Genomic DNA, 15,809 nt, shown 5'->3' on the forward strand with positions numbered 1-15,809 from the left:
TCTTAGATTCGCTCGTTTGACGTTTACTCTTCGTCAAACTCTTGTAATTGTCGCTGTGCAGGACGCGCTAAGATTTCAACATAAAACGTCATAAGTCCTTTGGCTTCAATATCGCTAATGCATTTGTTGATCTCTGCCACATGCACAACCTGAGCATCTTCTGCAGATTCGCCAAACTTACAGTCAAACGCCCAATAATCAGCCCCTTCAGGAAGTGTTTTGTTGCGTTCACGTTTTAAGTATTTTTTTACTTCGTGTTTGGCTGCATCAACCATACGAGGATATTTGATTTTCTCATGGTTAAGCGTGAATGTTTTTTTCATTATGGTCCTAATAACTTGATTCAATAGTCATGGCATAAAGCCACTAGGTCGCATTATAACAAGCACATTTAAAATTAGCTGTAGTTTTTAATAATACGCTTAAATTTATCTATATTACCTATTGTAGCGTACAAGAAAGTTATGACAATTGAATTAATTGTTTAAGCTGTCGCTAAGTACAAAGGCTGATGAATTGATTCGTCTTTTAAGCCATCATAAAAAGCCGCTGCATCCATTTGTGGTCGCTCTGTAACACTATTATTAGTGTAATGACGCTTTCTAACCGCAGGTTCGCAATTATCAATGACATTTAACGGCACATGGCATTTATCATCACGAATTGTCAGTGGTTCTGGGTTTAAACATTGACGTAAACGTATATCTGTAAGCCCACCACTTAGAAGACGGAAAGCATTTTGCTCGCCAATTAGCATATCAAATTGCTCTGGTGCTAATGCTTGCTTTGGTCCCGCTCCTAATTCATTACGTAGCGCTTGCTCGGATATTTGGGTGTTAGCTAACTCTGATTTTGGGAGATGAAACTGACTAAAGTCGAGCACATCATGAGAGAGCATTGCCAATAGTAAAGCAAATTCTCCACTGCGTTGCTCATGAACACTTTTATTAAGACGATTATCAAGTTGACTCTCATTGAGTAACAAACCATCAATTTGCATAGACTTTAGCCGAATAGTTTCAAGATTAACCAGTTATCGGCATTAATCCATTTTTCTTTAGTTTTTTTCTTTACTTAAATAATCAGTTTGCTATTATCAGCGCCGTTGCATTGGAGGGGTTCCCGAGCGGCCAAAGGGATCAGACTGTAAATCTGACGGCTCAGCCTTCGCTGGTTCGAATCCAGCTCCCTCCACCACTTTTCTACGCTCAGTTAAGTGGGGCCAAATGCAATAACAATTAGTGTGGAGGGGTTCCCGAGCGGCCAAAGGGATCAGACTGTAAATCTGACGGCTCAGCCTTCGCTGGTTCGAATCCAGCTCCCTCCACCACTTTTCTAAACGACTTCTCTTTATATCTATTTTTTATTATCTCATTGCCATCGTAACTGACTACCGTTTACTTTTAACCACTGACTTGCTTTTTTATAATCAGGGTAAAAGCGACTCACACGCTGCCAAAATACAGAACTGTGATTCATATATTTTAAATGCGCAAGTTCATGAACAATTACATAGTCGATTACCCACGTTGGCGCACAGGCTAAGTGTAGGTTGAAAGTTAACTCTCGACGTTGATTACAGCTCCCCCAGCGACGTTTATAATGTTGCACTTTTAACTGCTCTGGCAAGGCCTCCTGCATTTTTAAGCAGTAGTCGTGAATACGCATTTCAAGGTAGCTCTCTAGCTTGTGATGTAAAAAGTCTTCCAGTAATGACAAATATTTACTCTCTGTATTCTTTACACGTGATGACACTGATAAGCTCAACTCACTTGAGCGTTCATTTTGTTGCCAGTGACTACTTTTGCCTTTATTAAGTTTAATTGCTAACGGTTGATTAAATAAGTTTATTACGCCCGTTTCCAATGGCAACTGCCGCATTTGTGCTTGTGACGCTTGCTTAGCAATTTGTGCTTGTACCCAGTCTTTTTTAGATACGAGCCAGGACTCTATATCACCTAGTGGTACAAAGTGCGGCGCGTAGACTGTTAGCTGCTGCTGAGCTACTTTAATCGCTACTGTTTTCCTACGTTTACTGCGTTTTAATGTGTAATCCAACAAAAAATAAACCAATTCAATGCATAAAATCTTGGTATTACATTTTACCCTGTAAAATACCTGCTAATCTATAAATATGACTAACAAATAAGTTTTCATTCTTATGCCTGATAAACCCTGTTGTAGTTATACCTCTCCCACAGGAAAAAAGTGCCAAGAAACTGATATGGGATCTGGCTTTTGTTTTTGGCACGACAATAAATTTGATAAGTCTGGGCTTGAACTAACGCAGAAATTGGAGCGTTACGCTAAAAAAGGTGGGTTATTACAAGGCTTACAATTACAAAGAGCTAACTTATCTGGGCTTAACTTAATTAAGCAAGATGATGAAGAAGGTTATGATCTCTCCTACTGCAATTTTTACCGAGCAAACCTATCTGGTGCACATTTATTCAATAATAGAATTGCCAATGCCTCACTCATGAAAGCAAATTTACATAATGCGAGCCTGCATTACTGTGATTTGAAGGACACAAACTTGCTTGGCGTTAAACTCAACGATAGCCGCATCGATAATATTGATTTGGGAGAAAAGTTATTACAAGAATCGCAAGCAATTAAAGCGCGAAAAAATAAACAACATAGTCAAGCACATGATCTATTTGAACAATCCGAAGAGATTTATCGAAATCTTCGTAAAGCATCGGAACATCAGGGCCTTTTTGAACTCGCAGGTAACTTTACTTATAAAGAACTTCGCATGAGACATGCACAGTACCCCAAAGGTTCTACAAAGCAAATTACCTCCAGCTTTATTGATATGTTATGTGGGTATGGGGAAAAACCTGAAAATGTGATTCGCTTTAGCTTATCACTGATAATCTGTTGTGCTATTTGTTATTTTTTATTTGGCGTGAGCTATGACAATACTGTTTTGCAACTAAACTTTGATAACTCCTTTTCACAAAATTTATCAGCACTTTTAAATAGTATTTATTTTAGTGTCGTTACCTTTACCACCTTAGGCTATGGAGACATCACGCCTATTGGCCTTTCAAGACTTATAGCGGCTATTGAAGCATTTTGTGGTAGCTTTTCTCTTGCATTGTTTGTGGTGGTATTTGTAAAACGTATGACGCGCTAGTGAACGATAAACGAGCCTTGATGTTTTTTTGCTTCATACATTTTTTTGTCTGCACGATTAATTAGCTCCTCGGCATCAACCGTGCTATCGAGAGGGGCAGCAACCAAACCAAAACTTAAATGAAGTTCTGGATAACGGGCTTCGAATGATGCTATTAGCTTATCGCAAATGGTAATTGCATTTTGTATTTCACAGTCAGGTAAAATCATACAAAACTCATCTCCGCCATAGCGGCATGGAATATCGATTTCCCTAATATTTTCATGAAGATATTGTCCTATATATTTCAGCACTTCGTCCCCTTTTAGATGGCCTTGAGTATCATTTACTGCTTTAAAGTTATCTAAATCAAAATACACAATGGTTAAAGGTAGTTTATGTCGTCTGGCTCTTGAGAGGTCTCGCTGTAACAGCTCTTGCATTACTCTACGATTATATAAATTGGTTAAAGGATCTAATTTCGCTAATTTTTCAAGCTCTTGTGTGCGCTGTGCCACCTTTTCTTCTAGCCCTTTAGCATAAACCTCGGTACGACGTTTTGCATTTTCTATTTCACCGACAAGGCTATCAATGTAAGTATCGAAAACCAGCGTGGTATCAAAGTAAATCAATTTATCAACTGTTTGCAATGTTAGACTAAGCTCAGCTTGATCAATTATTGTTGTTCGCAAAACCTCAAAAATTATTTCTTTGAGCGTACACACTGCCGAAAGGTATAGCTTAGGTTCAACACCAATCCGTTTATGCACCATACCAATACGCAGTCGGTTATTTACATACTCGTGCTCATAGCGTCCACAAAATAAATCAATAATGTATTGTCGCTGTGCATCTCTTAGCCTAGTCAGTGTATCCGCATCACCAATCAGTAAAGATATTTCGTCGACTTCGGTTTGTTTTTGGTAAAACTCATTAACCATATTCTCAATTGATGACTCAATCACCGCTTTATAATTACTCAAAGACTTTAGGCTCTGCGAGGTGAGGCCAAGAAGGCTCATTCGATGCTGAATTTCAACATCGTTTATGTGCATTTGTTCTACTAATGTCTGCTCAGTTCTACGCATAAAGGACCTATAACTACACAACTGTTAATTAAATATAGCTAATGAAATCAAACCTACGTACTCACATAGTAGGTTTTTCTCTAAATTCATGTAGATTTGTATTAGACTATAATGATATGCAGCGATATTGAGTTATTATGCTAGCGAAATTTTTTATTACTGACCAAAATCCAAACTTAATTATTAGTGGTGTGTATGACCCGAGTTTAGTCATCCTCTCAATCGCAACGGCTATATTTGCCGCTTATTTTTCACTTCACTTAATTGATCTAGCAGACAGAACCCGCTTTGACTCCTATAAAAAGCTAAGTAATGCAACCAGCGCATTAATACTCTCGGGTGGTATCTGGAGTATGCATTTCATTGGTATGCTGGCTTTTTCGCTGTGTACTAAAATAAGCTACTCCCCTGGGCTCACCTTCTTCTCATTTGTACCTGCCTTTTTAGCCTGTTACACGGGTATGTCTTTTTTACGTAACAAAGCTGCCAGTCATATTCCTCATACCGTAAAGCTACTGATAAGTTCTGTACTGTTAGGTGCTGGCATCGGCACGATGCATTACACTGGTATGGCAGCAATGGAATTAAGCCCTTTGCTTCGTTACGATCCACTATGGTTTGCTGCCTCTATCGTTGTTGCTGTGCTACTCTCTTTTATTGGTTTGTATGCTCGTTTTCATTTAAGAGATCATGTTAAGCGTCTCAGTCAATTACAAAACCGTGTCATCTGCGCCATCATTTTAGGCTTAGCCGTTGCGGGAATGCATTATATGGGAATGGCTGCCACACGGTTTGTCGCAACCTCGCCCTTCCTTTCTGAAAACCAAGATAACTCGCATCTGATTTTCATTGCCGTGAGTGTTTCATTTGCAACCGTGTTACTCACCGCTATCGTCGGAATTATTAACGGTATGATCCGTTATCGTATGCTGTTAGCTGAAAAATCAGCAGAGGAGTCTCGCTTAGATGCCATATTGAGTACCGCTATAGATGGTATTGTCACCATCGATATTAAAGGCACTATCTTGAGCTTTAATAAGTCGGCAGAGAGCATTTTCGGTTGGAACCAAGAAGAGGTACTAGGCAAAAATGTTAAAATGCTCATGAATGACGACATTGCCAATCAACATGATGGCTTTTTATCTAACAGCGCAAATCATGAATTGAAAAAAGTTATCGGCGTAAATCGAGAGGTATGCGCAAAACATAAAGATGGCCACCAATTTCCAATTCGCTTGGGCCTTGGCGAAGCTAAGCAACCTGATGCAGAAACATTATTCGTAGGCTTCATAACCGACTTAACAGAGCAGCGCGCGCTACAAAAGAGTTTAGAGGAAAAAGAACAGCAATATCGCACATTAATGAATAACACACCTGGCGCTGTTTTTCGCTGTTTATTAGACGATCATTGGAGTATGTTGTTTATAAGTCCAAGAGTTATGGACTTAACAGGTTATAGCCACCAAGAGTTTGTATCTCAAGCCATCACTTTTTCAGACATCATCAATAAAGACGACGAAGCTCATATTTCAGAAGTAATGGCCGAGGCTATTGCTAAGAATAATCAATACGCTGTTGAATATCGTATTCGTCACCGCAGTGGTAAAACAGTGTGGGTTCTAGATCAAGGCTCTATCAACGAAACCGCCGATGCTGATGAAAAGTGGATTGATGGTGTACTGGTAGACATTACAGATCGCCATGAGTATGAAGAATCCCTTATGCAAGCGAAACATGAAGCAGAAGCCGCTGCCCAAGCCAAGCAATCTTTCATGGCAAATATGAGCCATGAGATCCGCACACCGATGAACGCAATTATCGGTTTTAGCGATATATTAATGGACAGCCCACTTAATAAAGAGCAGCAAAAACATATTGTGACCGTAAATAGCTCAGCACGTTCGTTGTTACATTTACTCAATGATGTACTCGATTCAGCCAAGCTAGAAAAAGGCAAACTTGACATACACTACGAACATTTCAATCTGCAAGCCCTACTCGACAATATAGTTTCAACCTTTTGGCTTGAGGCAAAAAGGAAAAACCTGCTACTTGATTTAAGAATTGCGGATAATATTGCGCCGGTCTACATAGGTGATGAAGCTCGTTTACGCCAAGTTTTAAATAACCTTATAGGCAATGCTATCAAATTTACAGAATCAGGTTCTGTTACTATTAGTGTTAGTAAAACTCAAAATGATCACCTGTTTTTTGAGGTTCAAGATACCGGTATCGGCATCGCAAAAAGCCGACTAAAGGCAATATTTCAGCCATTTGAACAAGCAGATGGCACTATGACCCGTCGTTTTGGTGGGACAGGCCTTGGCACAACAATCAGTAAGCAGCTCGTCGAGCTTATGGGCGGAACGATTAGTGCTGTCAGCACTGAAGGAAAAGGAAGTTGTTTCTTCTTTACCCTTGCACTGAGCGAAGGTGACATTGATAAAGTAGATAACCTGAGTAACAACCCGTTTACGCTACCGCCACTACGTATACTGGTGGTTGATGATATAGAACAAAATGTTGAGTTACTTAATATTTTGCTCTCTCAGTCAGGACATACCGTCACCACTGCCAGTGATGGTTTAGCAGCTATTGAGCTATTTTTGCAGCAGGATTTTGATGTCATTTTAATGGATATTCATATGCCTGAATGTGACGGCATCACTGCCACTAAAAGAATTCGCGACATTGAACAACAAAAACAGCATAAAAAGACACCGATAATCGCCCTCACAGCCAGCGTTTTACAGCAAGATAAGCTAACGGCTAAACAAGCAGGCATGAACGGTTTTGCAAATAAACCTGTCGATATTCAACAAGTAAATCACGAAATAGCCAAGGTGCTTGGCCTTGAGATCAAGGCAATTTCAAATCAATGTACACAACTAGAAAAACAACATATTAATTACGCGAAAGGCATTCAAATGTGGGGCAGCAAGGAAAAACTCAATACTGAAATAAGTGCATTCCTTGCTAACCATAAAAACAGTGTTCTACGTTTAAAAGAAGCCACACTGGATAAAAAAGAGCGGCAAATGATTTTGCACACTTTAAAAGGTGTTGCCGGGAACTTAACATTAACGAATCTAGTATATTTACTGTCTCAAGTAGAAAAAACAATAGATCATAGCCAAGCTCAATCACAATTAGCTGCATGCGAAACAGAATGGCATACCCTGTTGGCAATGGTTGAACAAACGAAGGATGATAACACTGATAATCAATTAGATGATGAAGTAGCTATCGATGATTTTTTACCTTTAATTGATACATTACAAACGCAAGCACAGCATGCTGAAATAGATGATGAGCTACTTAGTCAAGTGTACGCTCTTGCACCGCACAGGTATAAAGAAACCGTTGCTGACATTTGCAAACACTTCGATAATTTCGACTTTGATGCAGCCAACACTGTATTAGCGAATTTAAAACAGAGTATCACTGAACATAAGGAGTTATCATGAGCCACATTTCCGAACGTGAAAGAATTCTCGTCGTGGACGATGAACCTGCAAATTTAAAAGTGATGCGTGAAGTTCTTGGCAATGATTACAGGTTGTCATTTGCTAAATCGGGTGAATTAGCCTTACAACTCATTGAAAATGAACCACCCAAACTTATTTTACTCGATATCATGATGCCTGATATGAATGGTTTTGATGTATGTAAGGTTTTAAAGTCTAATCAACACACTGCACATATTCCTGTTATTTTTGTGACTGCACTTGCACACGAGCAAGATGAGTCTGAAGGGTTTGCGTTAGGTGCAGTTGATTACATCACCAAGCCAATTAGCCCTGCAATTGTGCGTGCACGCGTTAAAACACACTTATCACTTATTCAAGCTGAACAACTTCAATTAGCGCATATTGATCTTATTAATCGTCTGGGTCGTGCTGCCGAATATAAAGATACCGACACGGGTGAGCACATTGCTCGTATGAGTCGTTATAGTAAAGTCCTCGCATTAGCATATGGCATGAGCGAATACCAAGCAGAGCAGTTAAGGCAAGCAGCTCCCATGCATGATGTAGGGAAAATTGGTATCCCTGATTCGATACTGTTAAAGCCAGGTCGTTTAGATGGCACAGAGTTTGAGCATATGAAACAACATGCGATCATTGGTGCAAAAATACTTGAAGACTCACCCTCTCCCCTGTTACAACTCGCGCACAAGCTTGCTCTTGAGCACCACGAAAAATGGGACGGAACAGGTTATCCGTATGGTTTAAAAGGCGAAGAGATCAGTATTGAAGGTCGAATAGTGAGTATTGCTGATGTATTTGATGCACTTACCTCTGTGCGCCCTTATAAAGACGCTTGGCCAGTTGAAAAGGCGATAGGGCTACTAGAAGCTGAATCAGGCAAACACTTTGATCCACAGCTCATCGATTTATTCATTGGTCAAATTGATTCTATCATCGAGATTAAAAATACTTATTCTCGCTAAAAAGCGGTTTAAAGGTCTTATTCAAGACCTTTTTTAATCCCCTTGTAATCATGAGAGGTGATTTCATGGCTGTTGCCAGCACAGTCTTTAAAGTACATAGAATAAGTCACATCATGATCAGCGATCACCGTTTTAATATCGAACTTTGATAGATGCGAAAGCCATGCTAGAAATTGCGCCGCGTTTACACTAAAAGCAATGCCTTTACTGTTTCCTGATGCTTCAAATAACGCGAGACGAATTGTTTTTGCTTGATCTTCAAGCGTTAATGGGCCTTTTCCCTCATCCCAAAACGCAAGCTCTGGTACCACAGAAAAACCCAACACATCTCGATACCATGTCACCGCTTGCGCCAAATCATCAACATTTAGGTGGCAATGATCCACCCCGTTTAGCAAAGGAACTGCCATTGTCATTCTCCAATCTCTGATTTAAGCTGCTCTAAAAAGGCCTGCATATACTCTGTACGTCTATTCGCTTCATCTTTTGCTGAGGGGGTATTCATGCTCTCACTGATGTGTAATAGCTTTATAAAAAAGTGATCTAGGGTATATTTGCTATCGTCTGGCTCGCGATTTAAACAAAATGGATCATCTTTATGGTAAAGATAGCGACCAATAGAACCGCCCACTTTCATACAGCGGCTAACGCCAATAGCACCGAGTGCGTCCATTCGATCTGCATCTTGTACTATTTGTGCCTCAACACTTTGAACAGCAATATTTGCGCTAAAACTATGTGCCGCTATAGCATGGTGAATCGCATTGAAATATTGCTCTGGGTAATTTATCGAGCTGAGAAAGCTTAACGCTTTATCCGCCGCCATGGTCGATGCTTTTGAGCGATCAGGGTGATTTTTTGCCACCGCTACACAATCATGTAACCATGCAGCCGGTAGAACAACCTCCATACAGGCCTTTTCAGCAATGCATAACTGTTTTGCAACTCGCACCACTCGCTCAATATGGCTAATATCGTGTGCCACATCGGCATGGAGTAAAGATAGAATAAAATCTCGACATTGAGTTTCCAGTTCTGCAAAGTCTATTTTTGGCTGCATAAAGCGGCTGTTACCATTAACTGATTGAAATTATGCTTACTTTACCGTGGTTACTGGATTTGTTCAAAACATTCATTGTATGTTTGCCGGTGCTTCATTAAACTATGCCCCCTTTTATTTGACGCGAGAATCCCTATGTCATCTGCTATTTACCTACAAGCTGGACGAGAAAAATCATTAAAAAGAAAGCACCCTTGGGTGTTCTCTAAAGCCATTAAAAAAGTAAAAGGTAAACCAGGGCTAGGCGATACGGTTACTATTTATGATAATGACGGTAAATTTCTCGCAATAGCGGCATATAGCCCACAATCACAAATACGCGCACGTGTGTGGAGCTTTGACCAACACGAAGTTATAGACCAAGCCTTCTTCGAAAAACGTCTTCGCCGTGCTTATGATGCACGCCAGCAAGTGATCAGCGAAGGTGGCCTAACAGGCTTTCGTTTATGTGCTGCTGAGTCTGATTATCTACCTGGTATCACCATCGACAAATTTGATAACGTACTAGTATGCCAATTACTGAGTGCAGGTGCTGAGCGTCATAAAGGCGAGATTGTAGCAGCGTTAATGGCTATTTTTCCAGGTTCTGATATCTACGAGCGTTCTGATGTAGACGTGCGCACTAAAGAAGGGTTAGATCCAATAAAAGGCGTGCTTTGGGGTAACCCCCCGACTGAGCCTGTGCTCATCGAAGAGAATGGACTAAAGCTTGAAGTAGATATTTTAGAAGGTCATAAAACAGGCTTTTACCTAGATCAACGTGATAGCCGTGCAGCCCTTGAACGCTTTTCTAAAGATAAAACCGTTCTCAACTGCTTTAGCTACACAGGCACATTTTCGCTCTATGCCTTACGAGGCGGCTGTAAACATGTGACCAATGTTGATGTATCACAACCTGCACTTGATACAGCTAAGCGTAATGTAGAGCATAACAACCTTGATCTAAATAAGGTCGACTTTGTTAAGCAAGATGTATTTAAGTTACTACGCCAATACCGTGATCAAGGTAAACTATTTGATACCATTGTAATGGATCCACCTAAATTCGCCGATAATAAAGCACAGCTAACCGGTGCATGTCGTGGTTATAAAGATATCAATATGATTGCGATGCAAATTCTAAAACCAGGTGGAACATTACTCACTTTCTCATGCTCTGGTTTAATGGAACAGAATTTATTTCAAAAAGTCGTGGCTGATGCAGCCCTCGATGCAGGAAAAGAGCTGCTCATCATGGAGCGATTAAACCAAGCAGCTGACCACCCTATTGCTGGCAGCTACCCAGAAGGTTTTTATCTAAAAGGCTTGATATGTAAAGTTTACTAGGCACTAGTTAAAACTGATAATTTCAAGCCCTGCACTCAAGGAGCCATCTGGCTCCTTGGTTGCTCTAATAACTTTGGCTGTTGCATCAAATGATGTGATTGACGTGCTCGTTGAAGCAATAAGTACGCGGAACATGCTACCTACTTCCACTACGTCATCAAGGTTGACTGCAAGTCCTGTGGCACTTAAATCTGTACATGTTGCCTCTATTTCACTCCCACTTTCTAAAGGGATGAGTTTTGCGGGTGTGTGGATTTGCATACGTCTAAAATCGCGTTTTTCATCATGAAACATAAATAATCCTTCCTAAACCACTGTTTTTATTTTCTCAATGAGTGTTTTCACAGAGAAAGGTTTTACCACATAAGCGTCGCAACCAGCCTCAAAGCCTGCTTTTTGCTCAAGCTCTGACTCTAAACCTGACACCATAACCACTGGAATTTGCTCCGTTTCTGGTGTGTTTTTTAATAGCCGACATGTATCATAGCCATCCAGCCCTGGCATACAGACATCTAATAGAATTGCATCGGGCGGATCAGCAATAGCAGATGATAAACAGGTCGTGCCTGAGTTTGCATAGCTTAAAGAAAACTCGAGGCCCAGTGATGCTTTGAGCATTTCGAAATTAAAATACTCATCATCCACAACTAAAATTTCAAGCTGTTGCTTTCTTTGTGAGCGCTCGGGAACAGCAATCGGTTTTTCCTTTTCAATGCCCACATGACCTCCTTAGTTAATGTCTGTGGTTTATACGTGCAATAAAGCAAACTTTATTGCACGTACACGCCTATAATGAATTATAACTCAGATTCTTTAATTGCGTTTAAAACTCGCTTTGCAGATACAGGATAAGGCGTCCCTAATGTTTGTGCAAATAAAGAAACGCGTAATTCTTGTTGCATCCAAAAAAGCGTTACAATCTCTTGTGGTATTGGCATCCCCTTTGGAATTTTATTAGCGAGTTTTTGATATTGCTCAGCCACTTTTTCAAGCTCAAGAACACACAAACGATCACGATTAGGATCAACGGGCAATTTCTCTAAACGTCGCTCTATTGCTTTCAAATATCGAATTAAGTCCGTCATTTTAGCTGCGCCATGTTGACTAACGAATCCCTTGAAAACGAGGCTTTGTAGCTGTGCTTTAATATCACCATGCGCTGTGATCATGGTTAAATCAACACGCCCTTTCATGCGCTTATTAAGTCCATGAGCAATACTTAACACTTGTTCAACCTGCGTGGCAATTTCTACAACCGTGTCGCCAAGCTCACCACGAATTTTCTCCTTGGCTTGTTCAAACGCCTGCTCAGTACGAATATTGCCGTACTTAATTAGTAAGCTATCAACAGCGGCCGCAATACAGTCATCAATTAAATCATTGACCTTACCAAACGGATTAAAGTACAAACCAAGTTTCGACTTATTTGGTAGGTTTTGTTGTAAGTATTTAATCGGAGATGGCACATTTAAAAGCACTAAACGACGCAAGCCTTGTTGATGGGCTTGTTGTGCTTTTTGTTCGTTATCGAACAACTCAACGGCTGCGGAGTCTTTTTTATCAACCAAAGCAGGAAACGCCTTGATTTCATATTGACCTTGCTTTTTAACATAGGAAGAAGGTAATTCACCAAAGCTCCACTGTGTTAAGTCCGTCTTCTCTATGCCTTTATCAGCTACTTTCGATAAGGTATCGGTTACTTTACCTTGAAGCTGCGCTTTCAGCTTTTCTAAATTTAGCCCACGAGCAAGTAACTTATCGTGTTCATCACGTACTTCAAACTGTAAACGTAAATGTGGCGCGAGCGTTGTTAAGTCCCAAGCATCAGGGTCAACGCGCACCCCTGTCATACGCAATAAACGCGTACTTATGGCATCCAGTAAATTGCCCTGCATTGGCTCAATTGCCGCAAGTACAGCATCGGCGTAGTTTGGGGCTGGTACAAAATTACGGCGTAGTGTTTTTGGCAATGACTTAATTAATGCGCAAATAAGTTCATGTCTAAACGCAGGGATATGCCAATCAAAGCCGATTTCTTGAACTTGATTAAGTAACGCAACAGGAATTTGAACCGCTACACCATCAACCGCTTGCCCTGGATCAAAATGATAAGTCAGCGGCAATAATAAATTATCTTGTTGCCATGTATCAGGGTAATCAAACTCGGTGACATGATCAGCGCCATGCTGCATTAGCTCATCACGTGACATATGCAAAAAGCGTTTATCTTTTTGCTTTTGTCCCTTCCACCATTTATTAAACGCTGCACGATTATTTACATCCGCAGGAATCTTTTTGTCGTAAAACTCATACAGGGTTTGCTCATCAACGAGAATATCGCGACGGCGAGACTTATTCTCTAGTACCTGAATATCGTCAATAAGCTCTTGGTTGTACTGTAAAAAGCCTTCATTTTGACCGAGTTCTTGTTCAACTAAAGCGCTGCGAATAAACAGCTCTCTGCTGACTTTAGGATCAATGTTGCTGTATACGCAGCGGCGTTTATTAACAATGAGCAGACCATATAATGTTTGCTGCTCAAAGGCGATAACAGCCCCTGGTTTTTTCTCCCAATGTGGCTCACTGTAGCTGCGCTTGACTAAATGCTGCGCAAAGCCCTCAACCCATTTCAGGTCGATACGGGCATTGATACGGGCGTAGAGCTTACTTGTTTCCACCAGCTCTGCAGCCATAATCCACTTAGGACTCTTTTTAAATAACGCTGAACCTGGAAAAATATGGAACTGACTATTACGTGCACCTTTGTACACTTGTTTTTCGTCTTTAAAGCCAATATGACTTAGCATACCGCTTAATAGCGACTGATGAATACGATCGCTGTCAGCTACGTTCGTCGTGGCTTTCATGCCCATTTCATTACACACAGTAGAAAGCTGATAAACAATATCTTGCCACTCACGAATACGCATATAAGCTAAAAAGTCTTTTTGGCACAGCTTTCTGAATTGACTATTGCTTAACTCACTTTGCTGCTCTTCAAGGTAATTCCACAGATTTAAAAATGCAATAAAGTCTGAGTCAGGATCATCAAAACGGCCATGTTTTTCATCGGCTGCGCCACGCTTTTCTTGCGGTCGCTCACGTGGGTCTTGGATTGACAGTGCCGCAACAATAATAATTACTTCGCGAAGAGCGCCAAGCCCATCCGCTGTAAGCACCATTTTTGCTAAACGGGGGTCAACAGGTAACCGAGTTAAACTACGTCCTGATTTAGTTAATTCTGTTTGTTTATGGCGCTTAGCGGGTTTAACTGCTTCAAGTTCTTCGAGTAAGGTTAAACCATCATTGATGTTACGACTGTCTGGCGCTTGTACAAACGGAAACTGCTGCATGTCCCCGAGGCCAAGACCAAGCATTTGCAAAATAACCGAGGCTAGATTAGTACGTAAAATTTCTGGGTCAGTGAATTCTGGTCGTGAATTAAAATCATCTTCGCTGTATAAGCGAATACAAATGCCCGCTTCAATACGACCACAACGGCCCTTACGCTGGTTGGCACTGGCTTGTGAGATTGCCTCTATTGGTAAGCGTTGTACTTTAGTACGGTAGCTGTAACGGCTAATTCGTGCAGTACCTGGGTCAATAACATAACGAATACCAGGTACAGTCAGTGATGTTTCGGCCACATTTGTCGCTAAAATAATGTGGCGGCGAGAGTGAGGAGCAAATATACGGTTTTGCTCGGCGTTCGAGAGCCGCGAATATAAAGGTAATACGTCGGTGCCCTTTAAGTTACGCTTTGATAACGCATCAGCTGTATCGCGAATTTCACGCTCACCATTCATAAAAATTAGGATATCACCGGGGCCTTCTTCACACAGCTCATCAACGGCATCAAAAATACCTTGCAACTGGTCGCCATCGGCTTCCATCTCATCTTTATTAATATCTGTGGTTGGGCGATAACGCACTTCCACAGGGAAAGTACGTCCCGATACTTCAATTATCGGCGCGTCATCAAAATGTTTCGAGAATCGTTCCGGATCGATAGTGGCAGAGGTAATAATGACTTTGAGGTCGGGGCGTTTTGGTAATAAGTTCTTTAAATAACCCAAAATAAAATCAATATTAAGGCTACGCTCGTGCGCCTCATCAATAATAATCGTGTCATATTGGTTTAAATAACGATCTTGTTGGATTTCAGCCAATAAAATACCATCGGTCATCAACTTGATATAACTGTTGTCTGAAACCTGATCACTAAAACGAATTTTAAAACCGACTTGCTGACCAAGCTCGCATTGCATCTCTTCTGCGATACGGTTAGCAACGCTACGAGCTGCCAAACGCCGCGGCTGTGTATGGCCAATATAACCCTCAACCCCACGGCCTAGCTCTAAGCACATTTTCGGTATTTGTGTCGTTTTACCTGAGCCGGTTTCACCTGCAATGATCACCACTTGGTTATTGGCAATCGCCTGTTTAATATCCTCTTTCTTTTGGCTAACAGGCAGCTGTTCAGGGTAAGTTACTGTTGGTATGGCTGCTAACCGCTGAACACGCAATTGTTGCGAACGGGCAATATCTTCTGCGATTTTTTGCGCTATGTTCGCTTGCTTTGTTTCATCGTTGATTTTTTTGATGCCATGCAGGCGTTTTTTGAGGATGAATTGATCTTTGCGTAAGCATGTTTTTAATTCGCCGAACAGCGGACCTAGGTTAACCACCCGATACCCTTATATTTATCTACTTGTAGACTGCGTATTGTAACAAACAATTTATAGCCAAACTACTTGAGTG

The 15,809-nt window shown here is 40.9% G+C and carries 13 protein-coding genes and 2 tRNA genes; 6 read left to right on the forward strand and 9 right to left on the reverse strand.

What is annotated here, in order from left to right; translation table 11 throughout:
* Nucleotides 1–23: 23 nt before the first annotated feature.
* Complete coding sequence (locus tag L3Q70_RS10145; RefSeq protein ID WP_062570016.1) at nucleotides 24–323, reverse strand: DUF6172 family protein; 300 nt, start codon at nucleotides 321–323, stop codon at nucleotides 24–26.
* 161 nt (nucleotides 324–484) lie between these two features.
* Nucleotides 485–1,000: a VC2046/SO_2500 family protein gene (locus L3Q70_RS10150; RefSeq protein ID WP_237114216.1), complete on the reverse strand. Its 516-nt coding sequence runs from the start codon at nucleotides 998–1,000 to the stop codon at nucleotides 485–487.
* 112 nt (nucleotides 1,001–1,112) lie between these two features.
* Here L3Q70_RS10150 and L3Q70_RS10155 point away from each other — a divergent pair.
* Both L3Q70_RS10155 and L3Q70_RS10160 read left to right on the forward strand, forming a co-directional pair.
* A tRNA-Tyr gene (locus L3Q70_RS10155) sits at nucleotides 1,113–1,197 on the forward strand.
* Nucleotides 1,198–1,245: 48 nt separating this feature from the next.
* Nucleotides 1,246–1,330: transfer RNA gene (locus L3Q70_RS10160), tRNA-Tyr, on the forward strand.
* A gap of 41 nt (nucleotides 1,331–1,371) precedes the next feature.
* Here the strand turns inward: L3Q70_RS10160 and L3Q70_RS10165 are convergent.
* Entirely contained in the window at nucleotides 1,372–2,058 is a 687-nt protein-coding gene (locus L3Q70_RS10165; RefSeq protein WP_237115261.1) for a SprT family zinc-dependent metalloprotease, read from the reverse strand.
* Nucleotides 2,059–2,161: 103 nt separating this feature from the next.
* Here L3Q70_RS10165 and L3Q70_RS10170 point away from each other — a divergent pair, with 103 nt between their 5' ends.
* Nucleotides 2,162–3,142 (forward strand): ion channel, encoded by a 981-nt coding sequence (locus tag L3Q70_RS10170; RefSeq protein WP_062570013.1) that lies wholly within the window; start codon nucleotides 2,162–2,164, stop codon nucleotides 3,140–3,142.
* On the opposite strand, the gene L3Q70_RS10175 is transcribed toward L3Q70_RS10170, so the two are convergent.
* Nucleotides 3,139–4,209 (reverse strand): GGDEF domain-containing protein, encoded by a 1,071-nt coding sequence (locus L3Q70_RS10175; protein WP_237114217.1) that lies wholly within the window; start codon nucleotides 4,207–4,209, stop codon nucleotides 3,139–3,141. The two genes, L3Q70_RS10170 and L3Q70_RS10175, sit on opposite strands and share 4 nt — an antisense overlap.
* 137 nt (nucleotides 4,210–4,346) lie before the next feature.
* Between L3Q70_RS10175 and L3Q70_RS10180 the strand changes: the two genes are divergently transcribed.
* Together L3Q70_RS10180 and L3Q70_RS10185 are read left to right on the forward strand one after the other, a co-directional pair.
* Complete coding sequence (locus L3Q70_RS10180; protein WP_237114218.1) at nucleotides 4,347–7,676, forward strand: PAS domain S-box protein; 3,330 nt, start codon at nucleotides 4,347–4,349, stop codon at nucleotides 7,674–7,676.
* Nucleotides 7,673–8,662, forward strand: coding sequence for a two-component system response regulator (locus L3Q70_RS10185; RefSeq protein ID WP_237114219.1), 990 nt, complete (start codon nucleotides 7,673–7,675; stop codon nucleotides 8,660–8,662). The genes L3Q70_RS10180 and L3Q70_RS10185 overlap by 4 nt, the downstream gene beginning before the upstream one ends.
* A gap of 17 nt (nucleotides 8,663–8,679) precedes the next feature.
* On the opposite strand, the gene L3Q70_RS10190 is transcribed toward L3Q70_RS10185, so the two are convergent.
* A complete protein-coding gene (locus L3Q70_RS10190; protein ID WP_237114220.1) occupies nucleotides 8,680–9,072 on the reverse strand; it encodes a VOC family protein in 393 nt (130 codons plus the stop codon).
* A gap of 2 nt (nucleotides 9,073–9,074) precedes the next feature.
* Nucleotides 9,075–9,722 carry an HD domain-containing protein gene (locus L3Q70_RS10195; protein ID WP_193987496.1) on the reverse strand — a complete coding sequence of 216 codons (648 nt, stop codon included), beginning with the start codon at nucleotides 9,720–9,722 and terminating at the stop codon, nucleotides 9,075–9,077.
* Nucleotides 9,723–9,857: 135 nt separating this feature from the next.
* Between L3Q70_RS10195 and L3Q70_RS10200 the strand changes: the two genes are divergently transcribed.
* Nucleotides 9,858–11,048, forward strand: a complete 1,191-nt coding sequence (locus L3Q70_RS10200) for a class I SAM-dependent methyltransferase (protein WP_237114221.1) — start codon at nucleotides 9,858–9,860, stop codon at nucleotides 11,046–11,048.
* A 3-nt stretch (nucleotides 11,049–11,051) separates the two neighbouring features.
* Here the strand turns inward: L3Q70_RS10200 and L3Q70_RS10205 are convergent, their stop codons facing one another.
* The 3 genes from L3Q70_RS10205 to hrpA form a co-directional block, all read right to left on the reverse strand.
* On the reverse strand, nucleotides 11,052–11,342 hold the full coding sequence (locus tag L3Q70_RS10205; RefSeq protein ID WP_193987498.1) for a PilZ domain-containing protein: 291 nt from the start codon (nucleotides 11,340–11,342) through the stop codon (nucleotides 11,052–11,054).
* Between the two features lie 12 nt (nucleotides 11,343–11,354).
* The gene (locus L3Q70_RS10210) at nucleotides 11,355–11,762 is read right to left on the reverse strand and encodes a response regulator (RefSeq protein ID WP_267145289.1); all 408 of its coding nucleotides are present in this window, start codon (nucleotides 11,760–11,762) and stop codon (nucleotides 11,355–11,357) included.
* Between the two features lie 83 nt (nucleotides 11,763–11,845).
* On the reverse strand, nucleotides 11,846–15,736 hold the full coding sequence (hrpA, locus tag L3Q70_RS10215) for an ATP-dependent RNA helicase HrpA (protein WP_237114222.1): 3,891 nt from the start codon (nucleotides 15,734–15,736) through the stop codon (nucleotides 11,846–11,848).
* Between the last annotated feature and the right edge of the window lie 73 nt (nucleotides 15,737–15,809).

This window comes from Pseudoalteromonas sp. CF6-2 (assembly GCF_021729425.1).
Lineage (GTDB): Bacteria > Pseudomonadota > Gammaproteobacteria > Enterobacterales > Alteromonadaceae > Pseudoalteromonas > Pseudoalteromonas arabiensis.